The 21,945-nt window shown below is 64.0% G+C and carries 18 protein-coding genes; 16 read left to right on the top strand and 2 right to left on the bottom strand.

The annotated features are described in order from the left end of the window. Positions 1–4 precede the first annotated feature (4 nt). From JVX91_RS28525 to JVX91_RS28480, 10 genes are all read left to right on the top strand, one after another. Positions 5–1,039 (top strand): aldo/keto reductase, encoded by a 1,035-nt coding sequence (locus tag JVX91_RS28525; RefSeq protein ID WP_205337370.1) that lies wholly within the window; start codon positions 5–7, stop codon positions 1,037–1,039. After that, positions 1,036–2,475, top strand: coding sequence for an NAD-dependent succinate-semialdehyde dehydrogenase (locus tag JVX91_RS28520; RefSeq protein WP_205337369.1), 1,440 nt, complete (start codon positions 1,036–1,038; stop codon positions 2,473–2,475). Before JVX91_RS28525 ends, JVX91_RS28520 begins: the two co-directional genes overlap by 4 nt. Before the next feature lie 102 nt (positions 2,476–2,577). Then, a complete protein-coding gene (locus JVX91_RS28515; RefSeq protein WP_205337368.1) occupies positions 2,578–3,939 on the top strand; it encodes an MFS transporter in 1,362 nt (453 codons plus the stop codon). Positions 3,940–4,199: 260 nt separating this feature from the next. Beyond that, positions 4,200–4,703, top strand: coding sequence for a transcriptional regulator (locus JVX91_RS28510; RefSeq protein WP_205337367.1), 504 nt, complete (start codon positions 4,200–4,202; stop codon positions 4,701–4,703). Between the two features lie 76 nt (positions 4,704–4,779). Beyond that, positions 4,780–5,106: a hypothetical protein gene (locus JVX91_RS28505; protein ID WP_205337366.1), complete on the top strand. Its 327-nt coding sequence runs from the start codon at positions 4,780–4,782 to the stop codon at positions 5,104–5,106. A 53-nt stretch (positions 5,107–5,159) separates the two neighbouring features. Continuing rightward, positions 5,160–5,765 (top strand): hypothetical protein, encoded by a 606-nt coding sequence (locus tag JVX91_RS28500; RefSeq protein WP_205337365.1) that lies wholly within the window; start codon positions 5,160–5,162, stop codon positions 5,763–5,765. A gap of 81 nt (positions 5,766–5,846) precedes the next feature. Continuing rightward, positions 5,847–7,022 (top strand): efflux RND transporter periplasmic adaptor subunit, encoded by a 1,176-nt coding sequence (locus JVX91_RS28495; RefSeq protein WP_205337364.1) that lies wholly within the window; start codon positions 5,847–5,849, stop codon positions 7,020–7,022. Between the two features lie 9 nt (positions 7,023–7,031). Next, the gene (locus JVX91_RS28490; RefSeq protein WP_205337363.1) at positions 7,032–10,178 is read left to right on the top strand and encodes a multidrug efflux RND transporter permease subunit; all 3,147 of its coding nucleotides are present in this window, start codon (positions 7,032–7,034) and stop codon (positions 10,176–10,178) included. Continuing rightward, a complete protein-coding gene (locus JVX91_RS28485) occupies positions 10,178–11,599 on the top strand; it encodes an efflux transporter outer membrane subunit (RefSeq protein WP_205337362.1) in 1,422 nt (473 codons plus the stop codon). Before JVX91_RS28490 ends, JVX91_RS28485 begins: the two co-directional genes overlap by 1 nt. A gap of 28 nt (positions 11,600–11,627) precedes the next feature. Beyond that, the gene (locus JVX91_RS28480; protein ID WP_205337361.1) at positions 11,628–11,870 is read left to right on the top strand and encodes a hypothetical protein; all 243 of its coding nucleotides are present in this window, start codon (positions 11,628–11,630) and stop codon (positions 11,868–11,870) included. 56 nt (positions 11,871–11,926) lie between these two features. Here the strand turns inward: JVX91_RS28480 and JVX91_RS28475 are convergent, their stop codons facing one another. Together JVX91_RS28475 and JVX91_RS28470 are read right to left on the bottom strand one after the other, a co-directional pair. Further along, on the bottom strand, positions 11,927–12,382 hold the full coding sequence (locus JVX91_RS28475) for a glycine zipper 2TM domain-containing protein (RefSeq protein WP_205337360.1): 456 nt from the start codon (positions 12,380–12,382) through the stop codon (positions 11,927–11,929). Between the two features lie 258 nt (positions 12,383–12,640). After that, a complete protein-coding gene (locus JVX91_RS28470) occupies positions 12,641–13,516 on the bottom strand; it encodes a LysR family transcriptional regulator (RefSeq protein ID WP_205337359.1) in 876 nt (291 codons plus the stop codon). Positions 13,517–13,751: 235 nt separating this feature from the next. Between JVX91_RS28470 and JVX91_RS28465 the strand changes: the two genes are divergently transcribed. From JVX91_RS28465 to JVX91_RS28440, 6 genes are all read left to right on the top strand, one after another. Further along, a complete protein-coding gene (locus JVX91_RS28465; protein WP_205340127.1) occupies positions 13,752–14,918 on the top strand; it encodes a hypothetical protein in 1,167 nt (388 codons plus the stop codon). A 52-nt stretch (positions 14,919–14,970) separates the two neighbouring features. Beyond that, positions 14,971–15,909 carry a LysR substrate-binding domain-containing protein gene (locus JVX91_RS28460; RefSeq protein WP_205337358.1) on the top strand — a complete coding sequence of 313 codons (939 nt, stop codon included), beginning with the start codon at positions 14,971–14,973 and terminating at the stop codon, positions 15,907–15,909. Between the two features lie 251 nt (positions 15,910–16,160). After that, a complete protein-coding gene (gene aldA, locus JVX91_RS28455; RefSeq protein WP_205337357.1) occupies positions 16,161–17,582 on the top strand; it encodes an aldehyde dehydrogenase in 1,422 nt (473 codons plus the stop codon). Positions 17,583–17,696: 114 nt separating this feature from the next. Continuing rightward, entirely contained in the window at positions 17,697–18,965 is a 1,269-nt protein-coding gene (locus JVX91_RS28450; protein WP_240201676.1) for an MFS transporter, read from the top strand. Further along, on the top strand, positions 18,962–20,179 hold the full coding sequence (locus JVX91_RS28445; RefSeq protein WP_205337355.1) for a mandelate racemase/muconate lactonizing enzyme family protein: 1,218 nt from the start codon (positions 18,962–18,964) through the stop codon (positions 20,177–20,179). Before JVX91_RS28450 ends, JVX91_RS28445 begins: the two co-directional genes overlap by 4 nt. A 64-nt stretch (positions 20,180–20,243) precedes the next feature. Further along, positions 20,244–21,908: a GMC family oxidoreductase N-terminal domain-containing protein gene (locus JVX91_RS28440; RefSeq protein ID WP_205337354.1), complete on the top strand. Its 1,665-nt coding sequence runs from the start codon at positions 20,244–20,246 to the stop codon at positions 21,906–21,908. The last annotated feature ends 37 nt before the right edge of the window (positions 21,909–21,945 follow it).

Below are 21,945 nucleotides of genomic sequence, written 5' to 3'. Positions count from 1 at the left end.
CGCCATGCAATACATCCGTCTCGGCAACTCCGGCCTGCAGGTTTCCAAGCTGTGCCTGGGCACCATGAACATGGGCACCCCGGACTGGAAGCCGTGGATCTTCGATGAGCAGAAAAGCGAACCGATCGTGAAGCACGCGCTGGATGCCGGCGTGAACTTCATCGACTTGGCCGACTTCTACTCCGCCGGCGTCGGCGAGGAAGTGGTCTGCCGCATTCTCAAGCGCCTGGCGCGCCGCGAGGACCTGGTGATCACCACCAAGGTCGGTTACGGCACCCGCCCGGGCATCAACGCCAGCGGCCATTCGCGCAAGCACATCATGGACAGCATCGACGCCTCCCTGAAGCGCATGGGCATGGATTACGTCGATATCTACATGCTGCACTTCTACGACGTGAACACCCCTGTGGAAGAAGTGATGGGCGCGATGAACGACATCGTTCGTGCCGGCAAGGCGCGCTACATCGGCGTCTCCACCATGCTCACCGGCCAATTGGCGAAAATCCTCATGGCCTGCGAGCGCAACGGTTGGGTCAAGCCCATCAACATGCAGCTGCAGCTCAACTGCGCCTACCGCGAGGAAGAGCGCGAGATGATCCCGTTCTGCCGCGACCAGGGCCTCGGTGTGTCGGTGTTCAGCCCGCTGGCGCGCGGCTTGCTGACCGGCGATGTGAACTCCACGCGCAACCAGACCGACTTCTTCACCCAGCAGATGTACGCCGACGAGGCTTCCTTCGAGATCGCCCGCTCCGTGCAGCGCGTCGCGCAGCGTCGCGGGGTATCCAACGCACAGATCGCCCAGGCCTGGGTGCTGCAGCATTCCGGTGTGGATTGCATGCTCGTTGGCGCGGACACCACCGCGCAGTTCGACAGCGCCCTGGCCGCGCTGGAGACCCGCCTGGATGACGAGGAAATCTACGAGCTGGAGCGCAACTACACGCCCTGCGACGTGATCAACGACTACACCGCCGGCAAGCGCATCCTGCGTGCCGCCCGCCCCATGCGCGAAGCCTTTGCGCTGACGGAGGCGGTGGCATGAGCGCGCTGCTGAAAACCGGCCACTACATCGACGGCAAATGGGTGACGGGTGGCGCAACCTACCCGGTGCGCAACCCGGCCACCGGCGCGCTGATCGTCGACGTAGCCCGTGGCGGCGCCGAGGAAACCAATGCGGCCATCGCTGCCGCCGAACGCGCGTTGCCGGCGTGGCGCGCACTGACCGCCAAGGAACGCAGTGGGCGCATCCGCCGCTGGGGTGAGCTGATGCTTCAGCGCCAGGACGACCTGGCGCGCCTGCTCAGCACCGAACAGGGCAAGCCGCTGGCCGAGGCAAAGGGAGAAGTCGCCTACGCGGCGAGCTTCCTCGAGTGGTTCGCCGAGGAAGCCAAGCGCGTCTACGGCGACGTGATTCCCTCGCACAAGGGCGATGCACGCATCGTCGTGATCAAGCAGGCCATCGGTGTGGTCGCGGCGATCACGCCGTGGAACTTCCCGCTGGCGATGGTTACCCGCAAGGTCGGCCCTGCGCTGGCCGCCGGCTGCACCATGATCCTCAAGCCGTCGGAAGAAACGCCGCTTTCCGCCTTCGCCCTTGCGGTGCTGGCGGAAGAGGCGGGCATTCCGGCGGGCGTGTTCAATATCGTCTCCGGCGACGCGCCTGCTATTGGTGGGGCGATCCAGGCGTCCGGCGCAGTGCGCAAACTGTCCTTCACCGGCTCGACTCGCACCGGCAAGTTGCTGATGCGCCAAGCCGCCGAGACGCTGAAGAAGGTCTCGCTGGAGCTGGGCGGCAATGCGCCCTTCATCGTCTTCGACGACGCCGACATCGATGCGGCCGTGCGCGGTGCCATGGCGTCGAAGTTCCGCAACACCGGACAGACCTGTGTGTGCGTGAATCGCTTCTATATCCAGGAGCGCGTCTACGAAGCCTTCGTTTCCCGCTTGACCAAGGCGGTCAGCGCGATGCGCGTGGGCGATGCGCTGGAGGGCGACACGGAACAGGGCCCGCTGATCAACGAGGCGGCGCTGGCCAAGGTCGAGCAGCACGTCGGTGATGCGCTGGAGAAGGGCGCCAGGCTGCTGTGCGGCGGACGTCGACACGCGCTGGGCGGCACCTTCTACGAGCCGACGGTGCTGGCCGAGGCGAATCCGCAGATGCTGATTGCCAGCGAGGAAACCTTCGGCCCGGTCGCCGCCTGCTTCCGTTTCCGTGACGAGTCTGAAGTCCTGAGTCTGGCGAACGATACGCCCTACGGCCTTTCCGCCTACTTCTACAGCCGCGACATCGGTCGCGTCTGGCGCATGGCCGAAGGCCTGGAAGCCGGCATGGTCGGCATCAACGAAGGAATCATCTCCACCGAAGTCGCGCCCTTTGGCGGCATCAAGGAATCGGGCCTGGGCCGCGAAGGCTCGAAGTACGGCATCGAGGACTACGTGGAGATCAAGTACCTGCTCATGGGCGGCCTGTCTGCCTGACGCCCCCCAATCAAGGAGTTCTGCCACCGCCGCCGCGCCGTTGTTCATGGCGCGGCGGCCCAACCTCGCTGTGTTTCCTATAACAAAAAATCGGAGACGATCATGTCGGGTCAAACAGTCAAAATCGATGACCTGCCCATCGGCAGGTTCCACATCAAGATCGCCGGCCTCACCTTCGGCGCCCACTTCACCGACGGCTACATCCTCGGCCTCATCGGTATCGCCTTTACCCTGATCAATCCACAGATGCAGCTGACGCCATTCTGGCAAGGCCTGATCGGCAGCTCGGCGCTGCTCGGCCTGTTCATGGGCAGCCTGTTCTTCGGCTGGATTTCCGACCACCTGGGCCGGCAGAAGATCTTCCTCATCAGCTTCGTGCTGATCACCATCGCCTCGGTGATGCAGTTCTACGTCGAATCCGCGCTGCAGCTGTTCCTCTGCCGGGTGCTGATCGGCATCGGCCTGGGCGGCGACTTCAGCGTCGGCCACGCGATGCTCGCCGAGTTCTCCCCGCGCAAACACCGTGGCGTGCTGCTGGGCTCGTTCAGCGTGATCTGGACCTTCGGCTACGTCGCCGCCACCTTTGTCGGCACCGCCATGCTGCCCCTGGGCGACGACGCCTGGCGCTGGATGCTGGCGTCCTCGGCGATCCCCGCCGCGATGATCCTGATCGCCCGCATCGGCACGCCGGAGTCGCCGCGCTGGCTGGTCTACAAGGGCCGCGTCGAAGAGGCTCGTGCCATCGTCCGTAAGCACCTGGGTGCGAACGTGGAGATCGACGAGGAAGTCATCAATCGCAAGCACAGTGGCTACAAGGCGCTGTTCAGCCGCGAGTACCGCAAGCGCACGGCGTTCAACTGCCTGTTCTTCATCTGCATCGTGATGCCGTACTTCGCCATCTACACCTTCCTGCCGTCGATCCTGCAGAAGATGGGGCTGGCCGAGGGCTTCGGCACCGAGATGATGCTCAATGCCCTGTTGGTGGTAGGCGCGTTGCTGGGCATCTGGTGCACCGTGAAATTCAGCCGCCGTGGCTTCCTGATCAACTCCTTCCTGATCCTCGCCGCTTCGCTGTTCGTGCTGGTGCTGTTGCCCGGCAGCATGGCCTGGCTGATGGTGGCGTGCTTCGGGCTGTTCACCCTGGTGCTGTCGGCGGTGAGCAACCTGGTGGGCGTCTACCCGGCGGAGAGTTTCCCCACCGAGGTGCGCGCCGGTGGTATCGGCCTGGCCACTGCGGCGAGCCGGCTGGGCTCGGCGCTGAGTACCTTCCTGCTGCCGGTCAGCGTGGCAGGTATCGGCCTCAATCCGACCATGGCGATCCTCGCCGGCATCCTGTTGCTGGGCGCGATCGTCTCCATCGCCTGGGCGCCGGAAACCAAATACCTGACCCTGACCGATTGTGGACGTGGGGAGGCGAAGCCGGGAAGCATCGCTGAACCGATGAAGGCGACCGGGTTGGCCTGATCCGTCGAATTCCTGCTTTTCAGCGGGCGTACCGGGAAGCCGGTACGCCCGTTTTTCATGGCGACAATTGTATGAATTGTGATGCGGTTTTTTGATGATCTTTCAGAGCCTGTAGGAATTCGGCTCAACATTTGTAAGCCCGTCCTTAACTGGTTCCCGCCTGCTTTCAGCGTCGAAATTGCCGACTAATGTAGGGGCTTCCGCTTCCCGCTGGATGGTCTTCGCGACACTCCATCGGGGCATTCCAGACAGGAGTCGCCATGTCCCTACGTCCCACGGTCGCCGCTATTGCCTTGGGTTGTCTGCCGCTGTTCGTCGATGCCGATGAAGAGAACCAGCAGACCCGTTCTGAAATGGAACAGCACCAGGAGGAAATCCGAAACGAACTGGCGGACGTCGAATACAACCGCCGCCGCGTGGTGGCGCGCAACATCCAACTCGCGCCCGCCGAAGAAGAGCCGTTCTGGGCCATCTACAACAGCTACCGCGATGAGGCGGGGAAGGTCGATACCGACGCCCTCGCGCTGAACCTGGATTTCCTGCAGAGCCTGAAGAGCGGCTCGGTCAGCGAAGACCAGGCGCGGGAGCTGCAAATGCGGGTCTTCCAGCTGGAAGATCGCCGCGAAGCGCTCAAGCAAACCTACGTCGAGCGTATCGCCAAGGAAGTCTCGCCGGTACGCGCGCTGCGCTTCCTGCAGATCGAGGCCCAACTGGACGCCATCGCCCTCCTGCAGACCACGCGCTCCTTGCCCCTCGCTGAATAAGTCGCTCCTGCTCCAGGGCAGATGGCGTGCCTCCGCGCGCCGTTGTAACAGCCACGTCCCATAGAAGGCGATAGCCATGAAAAAACGCGTCCTCCTCATCCCATCGCTGCTGATGGGTGTCGGCCTGTCCGGCTGCATGTCCGACCAGCAGTTTCTTGCGCAGAACCAGAACGCGGCGATGAACGCCACCGTGTCCCGCGCGAAGTTCGAACTGAACTGCCCTGACGTTACCGCTTCCGTGCTCTCCAGCAAGGTCACCCAGGTACAGCTGATCAACGCCAGCAACCGCACGGAATACACCATCGGCGCTCGCGGCTGCGGTCGCCAGGCGGTGTACATCACCTATTGCCTGGACCCGGATACCTGCAACGCCGTGGCCGATACCGCGCGAGTCGCCCAATAGCGTCAGCCGGCGAACCACGTTTTCCCCACCCTGAGCCCAAGGAGGGTTCAACCATGCAATTCCTCAAATCCCTGCCGCTGATCAGTGCATTGGCTATTGCCGTTTCCGCCCACGCGATGGCAGCGGACATCCCGCTTGGCGGTATGGTCGACGCCGACGAAATCGTGACCAAGGTCATCTCCGTCGACGCCAAGGACCATCGAATCGTCGTCGAGGACGGCGCGGGCCACCCTGCCACGCTGCAACTGACCGATGCCGCCGATGACCTGAACCACCTGAATGCCGGCGACTACGTCGCCGCACTGGTCGTGCACTCCGCCGTCTTCGACCTCGATACCACGGTGCAGACCCAGGCTCCGGGTGGCTTCAGCGAGGAAGGCGCGGTCACTGCGACTCCCACCAATCCGCATCCGGGCGGCGACGCTTTCCGCATGGCTCGCGTGCAGATGAAGATCGTCGGCATCAACCACAAGAAGCATGAGCTGACCTTCGAAGGTCCGGATGGCACCACCAAGGTGGTCAGCGTGGATGACGCGAAGCTGCGCAGCAAGATGCGCGACCTGAAGGTCGGCGAGATGGTGAACGTGACCTACGAGGACACCCTGCAGATCGTCTCTGCCCATCCCAAGGCGCCCTCGGTCGCCAAAGCCTCCAAGTAACGCTGTTGCGAAACTCCCGGTGCCCTCGGGAGTTTCGCTTTACGACCTTTCGCCCATGGGCGATATGCAATGGAAAAAACCATGCGCTTGAATGATCTCGGCTGCCGCTGCGCAGCATTACTGGCCATCGCCTGTGTGACGGCGTGTGGTCCGCAGGCGAAGACTCCTGCGGCCATGCCGGTAGGCGTCACGACGGTGACCACGAAGCCCGCCAGCCTTCCCGCCAGCCTCACCTTCGTGGGGCAGACGCAAAGCCCCCAGGGTGTGGACATTCGAGCGCGAGTGAACGGCTTCCTGATCAAGCGCAACTACACCGAAGGCTCGGTGGTAAAGACCGGCCAGTTGCTGTTCGAGATCGACCATGCGCCTTTCCTGGCCGAGCTGGCATCCGCCAAGGCCGAATACGCCGCACAGAAGGCGCGCTATGACCGTGCCAAGGCAAACCTCGATCGCGTGCTGCCGCTGGCCGCCGAAAAGGCGTTGAGCCCGAAGGATCGTGACGATGCCATTGGCAGCGCCAAGGCCGCGGAGGCTTCCATGGAAGCTGCGCAGGCCCAGGTGAAGACCCAGGAGCTGAATCTCTCCTACACCTACATCCGTTCGCCGGTGGATGGCATCAGTGACTATGCACAGGTGAATGACGGTACCTACGTCAATGCCAGCAACAGCCTGCTGACGACGGTATCGACACTCGATCCGATGCGCGTGGTGCTGAGCGTCAGCGAGGAACAGTTCCTGGCCATACGCAGCCTGCGCGAAAGCGGCCGACTGAGCATGCCGGCCGATGGACGACTGCAGGCCGAGCTGCTGATGGCGGACGGTTCCAGCTATCCCCAGAGCGGCGTGGTGACCTTCACCTCGACCTCCTTCAACCAGCAGACCGGAACCTTCATGGTTCGCGCCGATTTCGCCAACCCCAAGGGCGATCTGCATCCGGGGCAGTTCGTACGCATCACCCTCCAGGGCGCGAGTTACACCAACGCGATCCAGGTACCGCAGCGCGCGGTCATGCATGGCCCAAAGGGCGACTTCGTGTATGTCGTTGGCGCCGATGGCAAGGCGGAGGCGCGGCCGGTGCAGATGGCCGAACCTGCCGGTGAGTTCTGGCGCGTAGAGGACGGGCTCAAGGGAGGAGAGCAGGTGGTCGTCGACGGTGCCGGCAAGCTGATGCCGGGTGCGCCGGTGAAAGTCACCGCAACGGCCGCGGTGGGCAGTTTCGACGCGCCGTCCGCAGCCCCTGCGCCGAAGTCAGAGTAAGGAGCCGCCATGCTTTCCCGCTTTTGCATCGAGCGCCCGATCTTCGCCATGGTGCTGTCGCTGATCATCATCATCGCCGGCGGCGTTTCCATCTTCGCGTTGCCGGTGGCGCAGTATCCGGACATCACCCCGATCCAGATCACCGTGACGGCAACCTACCCCGGCGCCGACTCGCAGACCATCGCGTCCACCGTGGCGGCGCCCATCGAGACGCAGGTCAATGGCGTCGACAACATGCTGTACATGCAGTCGGTCAGTTCGCCGACCGGGCAGATGACACTGAACGTCTACTTCGACATCGGCACTGACCCGGACATCGCCCAGGTGCAGGTGCAGAACCGTGTCAGCCAGGCGCTGGCGCAACTGCCCCAGTCGGTGCAGCAGAACGGGGTGAACGTGCAGAAGCGCTCCTCCAGTTTCCTCATGCTGCTGGCGATCTATTCGCCGGACAATAGCTTCGACCAGCAGTACGTCGGCAACTACGCGAACCTTTATGTGCTGGATGCGATCAAGCGTATCCAGGGGGCAAACCAGGCGCAGATCATGGGCGATGCCGACCTTGCCCTGCGCATCTGGCTCAAGCCCGACAGGATGGCGGAGCTGGGCATCACCGCCGCCGACGTACAGAACGCGGTCAGCAAGCAGAACCAGCAGTTTGGTGCCGGCAACATCGGGCAGGCACCGTCCCAGGGCCGGATGGAGCTGACCTATCCGCTGGTGACGCCCGGCCGCATGAAGACGGCCAAGGAGTTCGAGTCGATCATTCTGCGCGTCGACTCCACGGGCACCGCCATCGTTCGCCTGGGTGACGTGGCCAGCGCCGAGATCGGCCTCAACCAGTACACCATGCGCTCCGCGCTCAACGGCAAGACGGCGACCATGATCGCGGTCTACCAGCAGGCAGGTTCCAACGCCCTGGAGGTCTCGACGAATGTGCGTGCCGCCATGGCGGAGATGTCCAGCACCTTCCCCAAGGGCATCGGTTACGCGATCTCCCTGGACACCACCGAGTTCGTTCGCTCGTCCATCCACGAAGTGGAGCAAACGCTGTTCATCGCCATCGTCCTGGTGGTGCTGGTGGTGTTCATCTTCCTGCAGAGCGTGCGCAGTACCCTGATTCCGGTTGCCGCCGTGGTGGTGGCCGTCACCGGCACCTTCGGCGCGCTGCTGGCGCTGGGGTTCTCCATCAACCTGCTGACGCTGTTCGCCCTGGTGCTGGCCATCGGCATCGTGGTGGATGACGCCATCGTGGTGGTGGAAAACGTCGAGCGCAACATGGAGTCGTTCAAGCTCAGCCCCCGCGATGCAACCATCCGCGCCATGGAGGAGGTGACCGGCCCGGTCGTCGCCATCGTGCTGGTGCTGTGTGCGGTGTTCATACCCGTCGCGTTCGTCAGCGGTACCACCGGCCTGCTGTACCGTCAGTTCGCGCTGACCATCGCCTGCTCCGTGACCATCTCCGGCTTCGTCGCGCTGTCCCTGTCGCCGGCGCTGGCTTCGTTGATCCTCAAGCCTGGCAAGCATGCTCCGTGGAAAGGCTTCCAGTGGTTCAACCAGGCTTTCGACAAGCTGACCCACGGCTATGTCAGCCTGGTATCGGTGATCGTGCGGCGCGTGGCGGTGGCATTGCTGCTGTTCGTCGCGATGCTGGGCTGCATCTGGACGCTGTTCTCGCACATCCCTACCAGCTTCGTTCCCGAGGAGGACCAGGGCTACCTGCTGGTCGCGGTGATGATGCCGGACTCCTCCAGTCTCGATCGTACCCAGGCCACCACCGAGCAAGTGGCCGCGCTGTTCCGGGAACACCCCGCCGTGCAGGACGCCTCGGCGATCTCCGGCTACAGCTTCATCGACGGCCAGAACCAGACCAACATGGGCACCGTGTTCGTCAACCTGAAGCCCTCCGAACAGCGCAAGGGCTTCGCCCTTTCCGCCGACGGCGTGGTCCGTGCGTTGTACCCCAGGTTGGCGGGCATTCCTCAGGCGCGGGTCATTCCCATCAATCCACCGTCCATTCCCGGCCTGGGCACCCAGGGCGGTTTCGAATTCTGGGTCGAAAGCCGTGGCGATGGTGATCCGATGCAGTTGCAGGCAGCCACCTGGAAGCTGATCGGTGCGGCGGCCAAGCGACCGGAGCTTTCCGGGCTGATCAGCACCTTCCAGGCCTCCACCCGGCAGATGCGCATTGCCGTGAACAACGCCAAGGCGGAGACGCTGGGCGTGCCCATGGCCGATGTCTATGGCGCGTTGCAGACTCAGTTCGGCTCCGCCTATGTCAGTCAGTATGTGCTGGGCAGCCGTGTCTGGCAGGTGATCCTGCAGGGCGCGCCGCAATATCGCAGCTCGCCGACCGACCTGAGCTACCTGTACGTGAAGCAGAAGGACAACAAGATGATCCCCCTGTCCGCGCTGGTGACCACCGAATTCACCTCCGGGCCGAGCCTGGTCACGCGCTTCAACAACTTCCCCGCCGCCAAGATCACCGGCAATGCGAGCCCTGGCTACAGCTCGGGTGATGCGATCAAGGCGATGCAGGAGCTGGCCATGCAGGAGCTGCCTGCCGGCTATAGCTATGCGTGGAGCGGCGAGGCCTACGAGGAAACCAAGTCTGGCAATACCACGGTGCTGGTATTCATCTTCGGCATCGTCATGGTGTTCCTGATCCTGGCGGCGCAGTACGAGTCCTGGTCACTGCCGCTGACGGTACTGAGCGCGGTGCCATTCGGCATCTTCGGTGCCCTGGTGGCGATCTGGGCGCGGGGCATTCCGAACGACGTCTACTTCCAGATCGGCCTGGTCACCCTGGTCGGCCTCGCGGCGAAGAACGCGATCCTGATCGTCGAGTTCGTCATCCTCCAGCGCAAGGCCGGCCTGGCCCCGCTGGACGCGGTGCTCAAGGCCGCCGAACTGCGCTTGCGTCCGATCATCATGACGTCCCTGGCGTTCATCTTCGGTGCGGTTCCGTTGGCCATTGCCAGCGGGGCGGGGGCCAACTCCCGTCACTCCATCGGTACGGGGATCATCGGTGGCATGGTGGCCGCCACCAGCCTGGCGCTTCTGTTCGTGCCGCTGTTCTCCTATCTGGTCGAGCGGTTCGGCGAGCGATCCGAAAAGCGCAAGGCTTCCGCCAGCGACGCTGCTCCGGAGGCGAACTGATGAACGCGACAAAACTGCTGTTGGTGGTCGCCATCGCAAGTGTCTCCGGTTGCATGATCGGGCCGGACTATCAACGTCCGGACGTCACCCTGCCGGCATCCTTCCGGGCTCATCTGCCTGACACCGCATCCGGTGTGGCGGGGCCCTGGTGGGGGCAATTCGGTTCATCGACGCTGACGTCCCTGGTGAACGAAGGCCTGAAGAACAACCTCGACCTGCAGCGGGCCGCCGAGCGCGTCGAGCAATTCCGCGGGCAGCTGCAGACCGTTCGCGCCGGCCTGTTCCCGCAATTGGGCCTGGGCCTGGGCGCCCAACGTGCGCGCAGCGACCAGTTCATCGGCACGCCGCTGGCCGGCTTCGATGGCGTCGCCAACCAGTACCAGGCCGGGTTGAACGCAAGCTGGGAAATAGATTTGTGGGGACGCCTGCGCCGGCAGAGCGAGGCGGCGAGCGCACAGATGCTGGGCGCGCAGTACGCTCAGCGAGGCGTAGCGCTCAGCCTGGCCAGCTCGATCAGCGAGGGCTACCTGAACCTGCTGGCCCTGGATGAGCAACTGAGCATCGCGCAGCAGACGGCGCAGGCGCGCAAGGAGGCGTTGGACATCCTCCAGAAGCGCTATGACCGGGGTGTGATCCGGCAGATCGAGCTCAGCCAGGCACAGAACGACTATTGGGCCACACAGGCGACGATCCCACCGTTACGGGCGAAGATCGCCGCCGCGGAGAACTCCCTGTCGGTGCTGCTCGGACGGGTGCCAGGGCCGATCGAGCGCCACGAGCGCCTGGCTTCCTTGCGCTTGCCGGCCGTGCCTGAGGTCCTGCCGGCCAGCCTGCTGTCGCGGCGTCCGGACCTGTTGCAGGCGGAGCAGGCGGTAGTGGCCAGCAATGCGCTGGTCGGCGCGGCCGAGGCGCTTTATCTGCCGGCGCTGAATCTGTCCGGCATGATTGGATTCAGCCGGGGAGAAAGCAGCCAGCTATTCGAGAGTGCCTCCAAGGTATGGAATCTTGCACTTGGCCTGAACCAGACCCTGTTCGATGGAGGCGCCATTTCCGGGCAGGTGCTGCAGGCGCAGTCCCAGTACCGCCAGTCGGTGCTCGCCTACCAGGGGGCGGTGAAATCGGCGCTGGCGGACGTGAACGATGCGCTGGTCGGCACGCGGGAATCGGCCGCGCAGCTCGCCGCGGTGCAGCAGCAGATCACGGCCTTGCGCACCTATTCCGTTCAGGCACAGCGATTGTACGAGGGCGGGTACTCGACCTATCTGGAGGTCACCACCTCGGAAGAGAAACTCTTCGAAGGGCAGTTGCAGGAAGTGAACAGCAGACTGGCGTCGCTGAATGCCTTCAACAGCCTGTATCTGGCTGTCGGTGGGGAGCTGGCAACGGCGGACACACTCGCCGCCTCGACAGCGCAACCATGACTCTGATTGTCACGCAGGAGACAAGCAAATGGCACTGATATTATCGCGCCGGCCGGGCGAGGAAATCCGACTCATCTGCGGCGATGAAGTGGGTGATGAGGAAATCCTCGCAGCGGTACGTGGCGAGGGATTGGCCGTGCGGGTGGACGGTGTCTACACATCGCTCTCCCGCGAGCCCTTGAAGGGCCTGACCGTGCGGATCTCCATACGTGCTCCGCGTTGTATCGACGTAGTGCGCACCGAGTTGCTGGGGCGTATCGGCAATCGATGATAGTGGTGCGAAGTCGGGCGCCTCTGCGCAGGTCATGCAGAGGCGCCCACTCCCTGTCAGTTCTGCGGAACGACCCGCGCTTCGTTGCCGCTGCCTTCGATGAACACCGGCATGCCCATTGCCAGGCTGGGGTTGATCGGTTGGGTAACCGATACCAGGACGCCGCTCCTCATCCGGACGATGATCTGCTGCGCTTCCTTGGGTTGGTCGTAGTTCTTCTTCTCGGCGTAGTTGCCGCCCAGTGCGCCACCCAGAGCGCCCGCGACCATCGCGACGTCGCGCCCGGTCCCATGTCCCACCAGGCTGCCCAGGACCGCTCCGCCCACGCCACCCAGCACCGCACCTACGCCGCTGTCATGGTTGGTCTGCATCTGTGTCAGGGTGATCTGCTCGATGCGGCCGCTGCGGATTTCCATTTCGCCGGGGCCGCCGTTTCCTGCATCGACCGTCGCACAGGCGCTGAGCGAAAAAGCGACGAAGAGGGCGGCAATCCAGGATGTTGCTGATTTCATCAATGAGTTCCTCGATATTGATCTGCTTTTTGGCCGTCGATTCGTGGGCGAATCGCGGTATGTCGAGGGTAAAAGGATGTGGCGGCAGACGAACGGTCAGGGCCGTTGGAAGGGAAGAGTCGGCGAGTCATCTGGGACATTTCCTGCACGTTATCTCGATGCGTGCCGTCCCCTGGGCCGCTGGCGACAGGACGCCTCGGCGCATGCCCCGGCTCGGGCTGCGCGCCGGTCTTCGGTGCTCTGTCGGGACAGATCGGATCAGGGATTGCTGACCAGGTTCAGCCAGTCCTGAAAGCGTTGCACCTTCGACAGCCCACACTTGTCAGTGGCGATATCCAGCCAGTAGCCGTAGGGACCGATTACCTCCACGGGAGTGATCGGCAGCAGGCTGCCGGCGGCCAGTTCGCGTTCGATCATCTGCCGGTCGATCACTGCCAATCCGCCACCCGCCAGCGCGGTGTGGATCACCTGGTCCAGTGTGCTGAACTCGATACCGCTGCCGGCGTCGACATCCGTCCGGCCCATCGCTTCCAACCAGTTTTCCCAGACCTTCAGGCGCTTGCCCTCGTGCAGGATGTGCAGCAGCGGATAGGAACTCAGGTCCGGCGCCTGCTCGCCGTCGAACAGCTCCGGGCTGGCCACGGCGATGTGCCGTTCCATCACCAGTAGTTCGCTGTGGCAGTTCGCGGCCTGCTGGAGGCCGAAGCGGACGCGGCAATCCAGCTCGCCGGCGCTATCGCCTTCGAGGTTATTGGTGACGCTCAGGCTGAGGTCCGGGTAGCGCTGCAGGAATCCGCGCAGACGCGGTGAAAGCCAGCGTGTGCCCCAGGTGGGCGGTGCGAGGATACGCAGGCGCTGGCGCAGGTTCGGCACGCGAACGGCTTGCAGCGCGCGCTCCATCTGGTCGAAGGCATCGCCCAGGTGCGGGGCGAGGGCGCTGCCGGCTTCGGTCAGGGTGAGACCACGAGGTGTCCGTAGGAAAAGGCTGATTCCGAGGTATTCCTCCAGCTGTTTTATCTGCCGGCTGACGGCTCCCTGGGTGACGTTCAGTGCATCGGCCGCGCGATTGAAACTGCGATGGCGGGCCACTTCTTCGAAGACGCGGAGCATGTTCAGGGGCGGCAGGTTACGCATGGCTGGGCCATCCGGAGAAGCGCCTTTGGGCGCGGATTTTTTCGCCGATTCTAGCCCTGGCGGCGGCGTCCGAATATGCGTTTTTCTCGGGTTTTACCTGCGATTTTGTCGTTTGTGTGGGGGATTGGCCTGCGGCTAGTTTCGGCGCGCCCAGCCGGTCGGAGCAGACCGGCAGAGGCTCATTCGATAACGACAAGAAACCAACCGAGGCTCTCCCAACGTGGCCAGACTCCACCTGCCGTTCCGCCCTTCGTGTCTCCTGTTTCCCTTCCTGCTCGCGGCCAGTTCCGCCGCCTTCGCCGTCCAGGTGACGGACAACCTCGACATCGGCGGCGCCGTGCGTGCGCGCATCGATCACGACCCTGATCGCGACATCGAGAAGATCGGCATCGACACCGCCATGCTGCGCGTGACCTACACCTCCGACAGCTGGATCGGCGCGGCGCGTTATCGCTGGTACGGCAAGGACTATCCCTACCAGTACACCCAGCATTTCGGCGACGTGAACTTCGCCGAATACGCCTGGATCGGCTACCGCTTCGATCCTGACCACCAGATCCAGGTCGGCCTGAACCAGATCCCCTTTGGCCTGCAGCCGCTGTTTGGCAGCACCTTCTATGAAACCCTGGGCAACGTCGTCGGTCTCGAGGACGTGAACGATGTCGGCGTGAAGTACATCCAGCAGCAGGGCGACTGGAACCTGCAGGTTGGCGCCTACGCGCGTCCGGCGTGGCCGGGCAACGGCACCAGCAACGGCACCACGTATTCCACGGTGGTGACCGATGCCGACAGCTATGTCGCCGACGGTAATCGCAACAAGGAGCGGCAGATCGTCGTCGGGCGTCTTGCGCGCTCGTTGCAACTGGGCGACTGGAAATCCGAGGTGGGCTTCTCGGCGCTGACCTCGCGCCTGGAGAACCAGGACACCGGCGACAACGGGCGGCGCAATGCCTACGCGATTCACTATGCCGGCCAGAACGGCCCTTGGGGCGTGCAATTGCAAGCGGCTCGCCAGCAGATGTCGCCTAGGAATTCTGGTAGCGACGATGTAGTCACATTCGGTGGGTACGACGGTACATTCAACGTCGCGAGTCGCGGTAACCTCTATGTCGGCGACCTGAGCTACAGCATTCCAGGAACTTTCCTAGATGGCTGGGTAAGCGGCGTGAAGGTCTATGGCAACTACAGCGCCTTCGACAAATCCGCAGACGACTTCAAGACTTCGCAGCGCTTCATCCTCGGCACCTCCTTCTCGGTCAAGGCGGCGTACATCGCCGTGGAATGGCTGAACGGTCGCAACGATCCCTACATTGGTGGCAGCAGTTACACCCAGAGCCTGGCCGAAGGTGGTACCGGCCACTGGGAAAACCAGCTGTACGCGAATGTCGGCTATTACTTCTGATACCGGGCGAACGGCGTCCGCGCGGATTTGGCCGGCGGGCAGGGAAGAGTGGGTGAAACGCAAGATTCCGGCGCTCAATGCGCTGAAAGCCTTCGAGGTGGCCGGCAGCACGGGCAGCTTTACCCGTGCGGCCGAGCTGCTCAACGTGACGCAGAGCGCGGTCAGCCGCCAGGTGCGCCAACTGGAGGAGCAGCTCGGCGAGAGCCTGCTGGTCCGCCGGCATCATCATCTGGAATTGACCGAAGCCGGGCGCGTGTTGCTACGAGCGCTGCAGTTGTCGTTCGACCGCATCGAGTTGACCGTGCGGGGTATCCAGCAGCGCCATCACCTCAATCGCCTGCGAGTCAACGCGCCGCCGACCTTCGCCCTGCGCTGGTTGCTGCCGCGCCTGGGGCGGCTGCGTGAGGCGCACCCCGACCTGGAAGTCAGCCTGACGACCAATCTGCAGGACAGCCTGGCGCAGAGCAGCACCCTGGACTGCGCCATTCGGTTCGGCAATGGTGAATGGGAAGGCCTGGACAGTTCGCTGCTGATGCACGAGCGGCATATCGCGGTGTGTTCGCCGAGTCTGCTGGCGCAGCGTGAAGGGCAGGACATCGATCTGCGCAACATGACCTTGCTGCATGTGCTGGCGCGCGACGACCAGCGCTTCCTGACTTGGCGGCACTGGCTGGACGCGGCCAAGGTCCAGGGCATCGACCTACGCGGCGGCTACGAATTCGACCTGCTGGACATGGCCATCCGCGCCGCCGTGGATGGCCTGGGCATCACCATCGCCGACCGGCAGATGGTCGCTCGAGAATTGGCGGCGGGGCAGTTGGTGCAGATGCTCGACGTCGAGGTGCAGGGACACCAGTCCTACTGGTGGGTCAGTCGTCCGGAACAGGAGCTGCCGGCCCACGTCCAGCGCTTCCACGACTGGCTGCAGCAGGAGGTTTGGATGGCTGAGCGCAACCTGGCGGGGCCGGCGTCGATCGTCAGCCTTTTCTGAAAATTATGGCGGTGATTTCCGGCTAGAGGTCGCCGCTTTTTCTCGCCCGGTAACCTGCGTTTTTCGCATGTTACTCCGCGCTATTAATCGCTTGTCGCCCTGTCGGCGCCTGCTGAAACTTCGGCCAACCGATAACGACAAGAGTCCCTCTGCCCGCGCCGTGCTCCTGGCTGTTCGCCTGCATGTCCGCGTTCGCATCTTGTCGTTCCGTGGGGCCTTCGCCCCTTTTGCTTGAATGACAGGAACTGCCCATGCGTACAGATCGACTCTTCATCGACGGCCGCTTCGTCGACGCCTCCTCCGCCCATATCGACGTGTTCGATCCGGCGACCGAGCAGCAGGTCGCCCAGGTACCGGCCGCCACCGAAGCCGATGTGCGCACTGCCGTCGAAGCCGCCGCCCGCGCCCAGCGCAACTGGGCTCGCCTGCCGGCCATCGAGCGTGGCGAACATCTGCGCCGTTTCGCCGAAGCGCTGGAGCGCAATGCCGAGCGCATCGGCGCCGCCCTGGCCGCCGAGTCCGGCAAGAGCCTCGCCGATGCCAGCAGCGAAGCCTTCTACGCTGGCCAGATCACCCGTTACCACGCCGAGTGGGCGCGTCGCATCGAAGGCGAAGTGATCCCCAGCGACTCCACCGACGAAACCATCCTGCTGCAGCGCGAGCCGATTGGCGTCGTCGCGGCACTGATCCCGTTCAACTACCCGGTCTACACCTTCCTGCGCAAGGTCGCGCCGGCACTGATCACCGGCAACACCGTGGTCGTGCGCCCGAGCAACAACACCCCGACCTCGGCTTTCGAGATCGCCCGTTGCGCCGAAGAAGCCGGCCTGCCCGCCGGCGTACTGAATGTGCTGACCATGCAGCACGACGTTGCCGGCGTACTCTGCCAGCAGCCGCAGATCGGCCTGATCACCCTGACCGGCAGCGTCGGCGCCGGCCGCATCGTGCTCGATTACTGCAAGGCGAACATCGCCAAGCCCTCCCTGGAACTGGGCGGCAAGACCCCGGCAATCATCGAAGCCGACGCCGACCTGGAGAAGGCCGCATCCGCCATCGTCGGTTCCAAGACCACCCACTGCGGCCAGCTGTGCACCGCCATCGAACGCGTCTATGTGCAGGCCAGCGTGCATGACCGCTTCCTTGCCCTGCTGCGCGAGAAGATGGCGGCCGTGCGCATCGGCAATCGCGCCGAGGACGCCAGCCGGATGGGGCCGATGCAGAACGCCCGCGCCCGCCAGGACGTCCACGCCAAGGTGCAGCGCGCGCTGGCCGATGGCGCGGTGCTGGAGTGCGGCGGCGTGCTGCCTGAAGGCGCCGGCCACTTCTACCCGGCGACTCTGCTCAGCGGTTGCCACCAGGACATGGAGATCGTCCAGGAGGAAATCTTCGGCCCGGTACTGCCGGTGCTCTCCTACGAAACCCTCGACGATGCCCTGGCCATGGCCAACGACCACCAGTTCGGCCTGTCCTCGGTGCTGTTCACCGAGAACTACCGCAACGCCATGAAGGTGGCCAACCACATCGAGGCGGGCGAGATCTACATCAACCGCACTCCGGCCGACCCCTACCAGGGTTTCCACGCCGGCTGGAAGCGCTCGGGCCTGGGCGGCGACGACGGCAAGCACGGCATGCTCGAGTTCACCCAGACGCGCCTTGTGGTCCTCAAATTCTGATCCACCCGGGGCCCGCTGCCAGGACCCCGTCTTTCCCACTGCTGTTCCGACCAGTTGCCGGCGACCGAGCCGGCGCCGAGATGCATGATGAAAAAAACAATAAGTGCAGAGGCCATGCCTGTGGCCGCACCCAGCAACGCAAACCTCACACGTTACATCCAGCTCGCCCTGCTCGTGCTCGCGGCAGGGGCGATCTATCCCATGCTGTACCTGCGCCAGGTGTACCAGAGCACCATGCTCGAGGCGCTGGCGATCAATAACAGCGAGTTGGGCTACCTCTACTCGATCCTCGGCACTGCCTTCCTGCTCAGCTACCTGCCCAGCGGCTGGCTGGCGGATCGCCTGTCGCCGCGTTACCTGATCAGCTTCTCGCTGATCGGCACCGGCGCGCTGGGCATGTGGTACTCCACGTTGCCGGGCTTCGATACGCTGCTGGTGATCTTCTGCGGCTTCGGCATCACCACCGGCCTGACCTTCTGGGCCGCGCTGATCAAGCGGGTGAAGATGCTCGCCGGCGAGGACGAGCAGGGCCGCTTCTTCGGTGTGCTCGATGGCGGGCGCGGGCTGGTCGAGGCGCTGCTGGCGACCATCGCCATCGCCCTGTTTGCCTATGTCACCGAGACCCGTGGCGAGAAGAACGCGCAGGGCCTGCAACTGGTCATCCACATGTACGCGATCTTCTGCATCGTGCTGGGCGCCGCGCTGATGCTGGTGCGTGATCCGCAGAAGAACCACAGGGAAGCCAGCGTAGAAAAGGGCAACCTGCTGGACGACTTCAAGACCCTGCTGCGTATCCCGGAGCTGTGGCTGGTCACCGCCATCGTGTTCTGCGGCTACCACTTCTTCTGGGCCACCTACAGCTTCTCGGCCTACCTGCAGGAAGGCGGCTTCGGCCTCTCCGCCACCGCCGCCGGGGTGATCACCACCATCAAGCTGTGGATGCGCCCGGTGGGCGGCATCGGCGGCGGCTGGCTGGGCGACCGTTTCTCCAAGGCCGGTGTACTGACGGTGGCGATGCTCTTCGCGGCGCTGGGCATGATCGGCCTGATCGTACTGCCGAGCCTGCATGTGCTGGGTGTGCTGATCTTCCTGGTGATCTTCATCGGCCTGATGACCTACGCCATCCGCGGCCTGTACTGGGCTGTGCTGGACGACTGCCGAATCCCGATGCGCGTCACGGGCCTGGCCATCGGCATCATTTCGGTTATCGGCTACTCGCCGGACGCCTATCTGCCGCTGCTCAACGGCTACATCACCGACCGCTTCCCCGGCTTCGTCGGCTACCAGATCTATTTCTCCTACGTCGTGGTGATGGGCCTGCTGGGCGTGGTCGCCACCCTGATCCTGAACAAGCGCATCCAGAAGCGAGCGAAGAAAGCATGAAGATCGTCTCTCTCGAAACCCATGTAGTAGCCGTTCCGCCGCCGCATATCGGCGGCATGTACTGGCTGTTCGTCAAACTCAGGACCGATTGCGGCATCGAAGGCGTCGGCGAGATCTACGCCGCCACCTTCCATCCCAAGGTCATGGTCCCGGCGATCGAAGACGTGTTCGGTCGTTATCTGGAAAACCAGGACCCGCACCACATCGAGCGCTTCTTCCGTCGCGCCTATTCGAGCGGTTTCACCCAGCGTCCGGACCTGACCATGATGGGCATCGTCAGCGGCCTGGAAATGGCCTGCTGGGACATCATCGGCAAGGCGGCGAACAAGCCGGTGTACGAGCTGCTCGGCGGCAAGGTCCACGAGCGCCTGCGCTCCTACACCTACCTGTACCCGGTGAACGCCCAGGGCGAGTACGACTACTCCGACCCGGACCTGGCCGCGGAATGCGCCATCGAGAACATGAAGCTCGGCTTCACCGCCGTGAAATTCGACCCGGCCGGCCCGTACACCGCCTTCTCCGGCCACCAGGTTTCCCTGGAGGTGCTGGAGCGCTGCGAGACCTTCTGCCGCAAGATCCGCGAAGCGGTGGGCAACAAGTGCGACCTGCTGTTCGGCACCCACGGGCAGATGGTGCCGTCCTCGGCCATCCGCCTGGCCAAGCGCCTGGAAAAGTACGACCCGCTGTGGTTCGAAGAGCCGATCCCGCCGGGCCAGGAAGACGCCATGGGCCAGGTCGCCGCCAAGACCAGCATCCCGATTGCCACCGGCGAGCGCCTGACCACCAAGTACGAATTCTTCAAGCTGCTGCAGGCCGGCGGCGCGTCGATCCTGCAGATGAACGTGGGGCGCTGCGGCGGCCTGCTGGAGGGCAAGAAGATCGCCTCCATGGCCGAGGCCTTCTACGCGCAGATCGCCCCGCACCTCTACAACGGCCCGATCGGCGCCGCGGCCAGCTTCCAGCTGGCGGCCTGCACGCCGAACTTCCTGATCCAGGAAAGCATCGGCACCTGGGGCGGCTTCCACGCCGAGATCCTCAAGAAGCCGCTGCAGTGGGAAGACGGCTACATCATCCCGTCCAGCGAGCCCGGCCTTGGCGTCGAGCTGAACATGGACGTGGTGCGCGCCCACAGCCCCTACACGGGTGAGCGCCTGCACCTGCAGATGGGGCCGGACCCCGTCGACGTGAAAGACAACGCACCGGCCAAAGGCTGATGTCGGACCCGTCCAGCTCAAGAGGGCTGGGCGGGGTTTTACCCAAACTCGCGGTACGCATTCCATGAAATACGACTACATCATCGTCGGCGCCGGTTCCGCCGGCTGCATCCTCGCCGCCCGCCTGAGCGAATCGGGCGAACACAGCGTCCTGCTGCTGGAGGCTGGCGGCAAGGACAGCTCGCACTGGTTCAAGATCCCAGTGGGCTTCGCCAAGCTCTACTACAACCCGACCTTCAACTGGATGTACTACAGCCAGCCGCAGAAGCAGCTCGCCAATCGCCAGCTCTACGCGCCGCGCGGCAAGGTCCAGGGTGGTTCCGGGTCGATCAACGCGATGATCTACGTGCGTGGCCAGGCCCATGACTTCGACGACTGGGCGGCGGGTGGCAACGACGGCTGGTCGTTCAAGGACGTGCTGCCGTACTTCCGCAAGCTGGAATCGCACCCGCTGGGCAACACCGAGTACCACGGCGCCAACGGACCGATCCGCATCACGCCGATGAAGGGCCACACCCACCCGATCTGCGACAGCTTCCTCGAAGGCTGCCAGGAACTGGGCTACCCGCTGAGCGACGACTTCAACGGCAAGGACTTCGAAGGCGCCGGCCTCTACGACGTCAACACGAAAAATGGTCAGCGCTGCTCCAGCAGCTTCGCCTACCTGCACCCGGCGCAGAACCGCGCCAACCTGACCATCGAACGCAATGCGCTGGTGGAGCGCGTGCTGTTCGACGAGAACAAGCGCGCTATCGGCGTGAGCGTGCAGCAGAGCGGCGTGCAGCGTGAGTTCCACGCCAGGCGCGAAGTCATCCTCGCCGCCGGCGCGGTGGATTCGCCCAAGCTGCTGCAACTCTCCGGTGTCGCTGATCGTGAGTTGCTCGACCAGCACAAGATTCCGCAGGTCCATCAGCTGCCGGCGGTGGGCAAGAACCTGCAGGACCACCTCTGCGTCAGCTACTACTACAAGGCCAACATCCGCACCCTGAACGACGACTTCGGCTCGCTGTTCGGCCAGGCCAAGCTGGGCCTGGAGTACCTGCTGACCCGCAAGGGCCCGCTGTCGATGAGCGTGAACCAGAGCGGCGGCTTCTTCCGCAGCGATGACGCGCTGGAGCATCCGAACCTGCAGCTCTACTTCAACCCGCTCTCGTACCAGATCCCGAAGAGCAACAAGGCGAGCCTGAAACCCGAGCCGTACTCCGGCTTCCTGCTCTGCTTCAACCCGTGCCGGCCGACCAGCCGTGGCGAAATCCGCATCGCCTCGAAGAACCCGGCCGATGCCGCGCTGATCGACCCGAACTACCTGAGCACCCAGAAGGACATCGACGAAGCGATCCAGGGCAGCCACCTGATCCGCAAGATCATGAACGCCCCGGCGCTGAAGAAGATCACCGTCGAAGAGGTGCTGCCGGGCCCGGCAACCCAGTCCGATGAGCAGATGCTGCAGTACTTCCGCGAGAACTGCGGCTCGATCTACCACCTGTGCGGCAGCTGCGCCATGGGCAGCGATCCGCAGACTTCCGTGGTGGACAACCGCCTGCGCGTGCACGGCATTGCCGGCCTGCGCGTGGTCGATGCGTCGATCTTCCCCAACGTCACCTCCGGCAATACCAACGCGGCGGTGATGATGGTGGCGGAGAAGGGCGCCGACCTGATCCTCGAAGACGCCCGCCAGGTCGCCGAGCAGCGCCCCGCTTCCCGGCCTGCCCAGCGCGCGGCGGTGTAGTAGCGGCGTATTACCCCGCCACCAGCGCGACTGTCTA

Source organism: Pseudomonas sp. PDNC002 (genome assembly GCF_016919445.1).
In the GTDB taxonomy this organism is placed as follows: Bacteria; Pseudomonadota; Gammaproteobacteria; order Pseudomonadales; family Pseudomonadaceae; genus Pseudomonas.
This window is presented reverse-complemented; position numbering and strand designations above follow the sequence as displayed.